Origin of the sequence: Sphaerospermopsis sp. LEGE 00249 (genome assembly GCF_014299995.1) — a bacterium.
Lineage (GTDB): Bacteria > Cyanobacteriota > Cyanobacteriia > Cyanobacteriales > Nostocaceae > Sphaerospermopsis > Sphaerospermopsis kisseleviana.
Window position 1 is genome coordinate 1 of record NZ_JACJUZ010000136.1, and the last position, 5,411, is coordinate 5,411.

Sequence of the window (5,411 nt, forward strand, 5' to 3'; positions counted from 1 at the left end):
CGATTTTTGATAATTCTTTAATTTTCAATTATCAATTGTCAATTATCAATTCCCAACGGGTTTTCCTGGTGTCTATGGCGCGGTGGAACCACACTGATCCCTTCCCGAACTCAGAGGTGAAACGCTGTTGCGGCGACGATAGTTGAGGGGTTGCCCTCCGTCACAATAGCTCGATGCCAGGTTTAATATTGTACATTCCCCTTCATTTTCATAATGAGGGGGTTTGTTGTTTTGTAAGGACTAAAGCCCAACTACAATATCAGAAGTTTTATGTTTTTTTACTCAGGTTTTTCCACGACTTAGCAACTCCTAAGTATCGAAAGTATCTAAAAAATTCTCCTATATTAAGAAATGTTGTCAAGCATTGCTATGATATTATACAGTGTTACAATTGATAGCGGTAAAATTATAAATAGTTCAATATGGCAATTATGATACCGTTCTCTATTCCTGACAAAGCTAGTCAGGGAGAAAAAAGATTATACAATATTCTCAAAAATAAGCTATCAGATAATTTTTATGTTTGGTATGAACCCAGAATAGATGATCGTTATCCTGACTTTATTATTTTATCCCCTGATTTTGGACTACTTGTTATAGAAGTTAAAGGATGGTATCTCAAACATATACTTACAGCTTCCTATGATAGTTTTGAAATAGAGAATAATCAAAATGATTTAGAGACAATTCAAAAACAGAAATCTCCTTTACGTCAAGGTAAAGATTATCTTGATAAACTATTAAATCTTCTAAAAAAATCTAGAGTATTAACTAACCAATCAGGCAAATATCAAGGAAATTTATGTTTTCCTATTGGTGTTGGTGCAGTTATGTCTAATTTAACTGATGAACAGGCTAATAGATATAATTTAATTGATGTACTACCAATAAAAAGTGTAATTTATCGTGATGAATTATTGACATGGGAAAAAGATTGCATTAAAGAAGAAACAATTATCCAGCGTTTTCAAGAAATGTTTGGAATTAACTTTGTTTTCTCTCCTTTAACGCCTGATCAGATTAGTACCATCAAAGGAATTATATATCCTGAAATTGTTATTAGACAAGAAAAAGCTACATTAAAAAGTGTTAATTCTGAATTTTCAATTTTACCAAGCGATATTATATTAACAACATTAGACAGTAAACAAGAATCTTTGGCTAAAAGTATAGGAGATGGTCATCGTATCTTCTTTGGGGTGTCTGGTTCAGGGAAAACCCTATTATTAATATCACGCGCTAAATACTTAATTAACCAAAATCATAATGCAAGAATATTAATACTGTGTTTCAATGTATGTTTAGCAGCCTATATAAAATCAGTTCTTCATCAAGATTCACAAAATAAACACTATCAAAATATTGAAGTCGGAAATTTTGATGTATGGGCAAAATCTGTCTTAGGTACATTACCCAGTCAAGTTCAAGGAAATCGGGACGAATATACAGGTAAAATAGTTATTGATAAATTATCTGAATATTCAAAAGAACAAAAATGGGATGCTATTTTTATTGATGAAGCTCATACTTTTGTTCCTATTTGGTTTCAGTGTTGTGTGAATGCTCTGAAAGATAGTGAAAATGGTGATTTAATGATTGTTGCAGATGGCAACCAAAGTCTTTATAAAAGGTCTAATTTTCAGTGGAGAGATGTAGGAGTTAAGGCACAAGGCCGTACTTTTAGCAAGAAATTTGACTTAGACAAAAACTACCGTAACACTCATCAAATTCTATCATCTGCATTGAGTATTTTAAACCGTGTCTCTGATTTAGTTGAACCTTTAGAAGATGAGGATGTAACTTTCCCTCTGGTTAAACCCAATTTAGCATTGAGACAGGGGGATAAACCAAAAATTTATATAAGCAGCACACCTGATGAACAAGAAAAATCTATTATATCAACTATCCATTCTTTAAAATCATTAAATATTGATGATCGTGATATAGCTATTTTATATAGACAAGCAGGTAAGAAGGATGAACCAAGATTAAATTCTATTATCCAAAAACTCAATCAGCAAGGTATATCAACTTATTGGGTTAATCAAAATGATAATTCTAAGAGACAATATAACCGAGAAAGAGAAGGTGTGAGAATGATAACTATGCTTTCATCTCTTGGGTTAGAGTTTAAAGCAGTCTTATTAATTTGGTTAGAACAGTTTGATGATTCTATTGGTAAAAAAGACGCTGAAATTTTAGCAAGAAGGCAGATTTATGTTGCCATGACTCGCGCTCAGGAATATTTAAGTTTATATATTAATCATCAATCTAAACTAACATCTGAGTTAAATAATAATTTAATTTTTGACATATTCAAGCAATAGAAATATTACTGTATGAGGGATTAATAATTATGACTGAAAACGAATTAATGAACACTGCTACTGAACTACTTAGACAGCAACAATGGAAGGAAGCAGGAACACTTTTTCGGCAAGTATGGGAAAATGAAAATAATGCTTATGCTGCAAGTCGTTATCTTTGTTGTTTACGTAAAGGTGGGTATCCATCATGGTCTATTAGACAAGGAAATAAAGCACTTAATCAATTTCCTGGTAATAAATATATTAAAGATGAATTAGTTTGGGCATATTATGATGATACTATTAAACCCGAAGCATCTAAAGAAAATTTATACCAACTAATAGAATCTGCTAAAACAATTTTGAGTTTACAACCAAATACTTTAGCTAAAGAATTAACTGTCTTTGCTGTGATTAAAACTGCTAAACAAAAAGAGAAGTGGGATATTGTTCTGGAATGGTGTAATTTTATAAATCCTGAAGAATTGAATGATGAACCAATAATTGTTGATGCTAACAGAGGCGGATCTAGAAAAGAACAATGGTTCTTTGCTAAGGTAAAAAGTCTAATTGAACTTGAATTATGGAAAGAAGCTCGTGTTTGTGCATTAGAAGCAATTAAGATTTACCCAAGAGAGATGAATTTTTACAGATTCTCTGCTTTGGCATTAGCTAATCTAGGAGAAGAAGAAAAAGCAATTGTTGAGTTGAAGGATATCCTACTAAAACATCGAGAAGAATGGTATATTTACCAGGATTTATCAGATATATATTTAAGTATTAATCAGCCAGAAACAGCCCTAAAGTTTGCTTGTCAAGCTGCATTATCTCCAGGAGAAGATAAAATTAAAGTGACTTTATATGAAAAAATTTGTCAGCAAAGCTTATTATTAGGAAAGTTAGAAATGTCTGCACAACATTTAGAACTATCTAAAGCAATTCGAGAAAGCGAGGGGTGGAAAGTCAAAGATACCTTACAACAATTACAAACAAAAATTAACCAAGAAATCACTAACCAGCAATCAACATTCACTAAATTTGAGGGGGATATCACTAAATTAAATCAAATATGTCGAAAATTCTGGAAAGAAATTCTATATCAGGATATTCCCCGTTATTGCGGTACAATTGAATCATTACCACCTAACCAAGCTCATGGATGGATTATAGATGATACTGGAAATCGTGTCTTCTTCTTACAAAAGGAGTTACCTAAATTTTTGCGTAAAGAAAAGCAAAGAGTAAGTTTTATTTTACAAGAAAGTTATGATAGAAAAAGAGATAGAAAATCATTTAAAGCCGCAGATTTTCAGATACCAAAACAATAATTTATCGAAGCGAATATGTGAGCAATTTTTGTCAAGATCATTAAAGATGAAACTACTTAGGTGAGATAGATACCCGACTTCTTCAAGAAGTCGGGTATCTAAAGGTCTATCTTCACCTAACTCGATGCACTTGTATAAAACCGCAAAGCAAACCGCCAAAACCAAGTAGAAACAAAAAATAACACCACCGCTAAAAATACAGCACCCATAAACCAACTTAACTGACTTTCACCTAACATAGCTTGCGCGGGAACTGTTGTTAAAAATGCAACTGGAACTACAAAGGTAAAGAAAACTCTATAAGCTGCGGGATAAGCTACAATCGGATATCTACCCGCTTCTAATAAACCTCTTAATACTTCAGTAACGTTGTATATTTTCACAAACCATATACTGGTAGAACCTAGCATAAACCATAGGCTGTAAAGAATGACTAAACCGCAACCTAAAGGAAATATACTCAATAAATAATCATTTATTCCTAAACCCAGGCGTTTACCTGCATAACCAATGATGATACAACCAAAGATTAAATCTGGTAGTCCCCACGGTGATAGGGTGTGAGTTGAAAGCCAAAATTGACTGCGGATGGGTTTTAATAATACAAAGTCTAATGTACCTTCTTGCACATGACGAACTATGCGGTTTAAGTTGGGAGCGAGGAATGTAGCTGAAAAACCTTGCAAGAGGGTGAAAATTCCTAAAACTATTAAAGCTGCATCCCAAGACCATCCAGGAAAGGTGTAACCTGTGCGATAAAATAAGAATAAGCCAAAAATACTACCCGCAAGATTGCCTAAGCTGCTCAAGGTAGCTATGATGAAGTTGAGACGATATTCCATCTCTGCGGAAATGGCTGCGATCCAGAAAAGTCTGATTACTTTTAGGTATCTTTGCATTTTTTTGTTTAACTTCTTACCCACTGCATTTAAGATAACTTTATCTCAACTTCATACTGTTTTTTAATTTCACGGATTGCATAAGGTTAAGATGTTGGATGCAACTTCTCTGTTATGTCTGATTTTATGCAGGTTGTTTGATGGCAATTTGCATTTTATCAAAGAAAATAGGGTCAATAAAGGTTAAAATCTCTTTATGAGGAACTATAAAAGCTATTATGGCTAAACTGTCTAACGAATTACAACGCTATTTTTTTGAGGAAGAACATCCTGAAAAGGTAACTTTGGCAGATATTTTGTTACTAGCTGGGGAAAGAATTTTTGGATTTTTGTTGGTTATTTTGTCTTTACCTTCTGCTTTACCAGTTCCTGCACCTGGTTATTCAACGCCTTTTGGTGTGCTGATTGTTTTGTTGGCGGTACAGTTGGTTGCAGGTGCTAAAACTCCTTGGCTACCTGCTAAAATGCTAAACCATCAAATTCAACTTTCTACCGTTCAAGGGTTTCTGAAAGCGGGACTGCCTTGGTTGCGGAGAATTGAAGCGATCGCTCGTCCCCGTATTTCTTATATTTGTACTACATTACCAGGTAGAGTAACTATTGGGGTGGCGATCGCTCTCATGGCTATTTCTATGATGATTCCCATCCCTGGTACTAATACTTTACCTGCAATGGGCATTTTTGTTACTGCTTTTGGTTTATCTGAAGATGATGGTGCTATTAGTTTAGGCGGTTTGGTTCTGTGTCTGATGGGCGGAATTTTAACTACTTCTATTTTACTAGCTTTGGTCTGGGGTGGTTCTAGTTTATTGGATGTGATCAAAGCTTGGTTAGGTAGGTAGGTGACTGGGGACTGGGGACTGGGGACTGGGGACTGG

General features: G+C 34.2%; 4 protein-coding genes and 1 rRNA gene. 4 read left to right on the plus strand and 1 reads right to left on the minus strand.

Features of this window, described 5'->3' with window-relative positions:
* The first annotated feature begins 64 nt into the window (after nucleotides 1–64).
* From rrf to H5968_RS24545, 3 genes are all read left to right on the plus strand, one after another.
* Nucleotides 65–182: ribosomal RNA gene (gene rrf / locus H5968_RS24535) — 5S ribosomal RNA — on the plus strand.
* A gap of 240 nt (nucleotides 183–422) precedes the next feature.
* Nucleotides 423–2,327 carry a nuclease-related domain-containing DEAD/DEAH box helicase gene (locus tag H5968_RS24540; RefSeq protein ID WP_096567570.1) on the plus strand — a complete coding sequence of 635 codons (1,905 nt, stop codon included), beginning with the start codon at nucleotides 423–425 and terminating at the stop codon, nucleotides 2,325–2,327.
* Between the two features lie 29 nt (nucleotides 2,328–2,356).
* Nucleotides 2,357–3,634: a M48 family metallopeptidase gene (locus tag H5968_RS24545; protein WP_187042027.1), complete on the plus strand. Its 1,278-nt coding sequence runs from the start codon at nucleotides 2,357–2,359 to the stop codon at nucleotides 3,632–3,634.
* 116 nt (nucleotides 3,635–3,750) lie between these two features.
* Here H5968_RS24545 and H5968_RS24550 read toward each other — a convergent pair whose 3' ends face one another.
* On the minus strand, nucleotides 3,751–4,533 hold the full coding sequence (locus H5968_RS24550) for an ABC transporter permease (RefSeq protein WP_187042028.1): 783 nt from the start codon (nucleotides 4,531–4,533) through the stop codon (nucleotides 3,751–3,753).
* 218 nt (nucleotides 4,534–4,751) lie between these two features.
* On the opposite strand from H5968_RS24550, the gene H5968_RS24555 reads away from it, so the two are divergent.
* On the plus strand, nucleotides 4,752–5,375 hold the full coding sequence (locus H5968_RS24555; protein WP_187042029.1) for an exopolysaccharide biosynthesis protein: 624 nt from the start codon (nucleotides 4,752–4,754) through the stop codon (nucleotides 5,373–5,375).
* The last annotated feature ends 36 nt before the right edge of the window (nucleotides 5,376–5,411 follow it).

Bases quoted from the DNA above. Each gene is read 5' to 3' on its own strand.
- H5968_RS24540 (WP_096567570.1), top strand. From the start codon at position 423: ATGGCAATTATGATACCGTTCTCTATTCCTGACAAAGCTAGTCAGGGA.
- H5968_RS24545 (WP_187042027.1), top strand. From the start codon at position 2,357: ATGACTGAAAACGAATTAATGAACACTGCTACTGAACTACTTAGACAG.
- H5968_RS24550 (WP_187042028.1), bottom strand. From the start codon at position 4,533: ATGCAAAGATACCTAAAAGTAATCAGACTTTTCTGGATCGCAGCCATT.
- H5968_RS24555 (WP_187042029.1), top strand. From the start codon at position 4,752: ATGGCTAAACTGTCTAACGAATTACAACGCTATTTTTTTGAGGAAGAA.